This window comes from Bradyrhizobium sp. Crot121, from assembly GCF_059512385.1.
Genome location: NZ_JCAMOR010000573.1, coordinates 1 through 252, shown reverse-complemented (window position 1 = coordinate 252; position 252 = coordinate 1). Strand labels below are relative to the sequence as shown.

The window sequence follows — 252 nt, the reverse complement described above, 5'->3', positions numbered from 1 at the left end:
TCCAGCAGCTTCAGAATCCGCTTGTCGGTCGTCTTCGTATAGATCGGCTGCTTGCCGGGTCGCGGCTTGTCTTGCAGCCCTTCAAGGCCTTGGTCGGCATAGCGATGCCGCCAAAGGCTGACAATCCGCGGCTGGACCCCAACTTCCTTGGCGATCGACCGGGTGCTGCGCCCGGCCGCCGCCAACAGAACGATCCGCGCCCGCTTCAAATCGCGCTGCAATGTCGTCGGCGAGCGACAACACGCCTCAAGC

Annotated in this window: 1 protein-coding gene; it reads right to left on the bottom strand. The window is 63.5% G+C overall.

Annotated elements, in window-relative coordinates; translation table 11 throughout:
* On the bottom strand, positions 1-252 hold a 252-nt coding region (locus AC5ZGW_RS47950), incomplete at both ends, for a helix-turn-helix domain-containing protein (protein ID WP_496114375.1).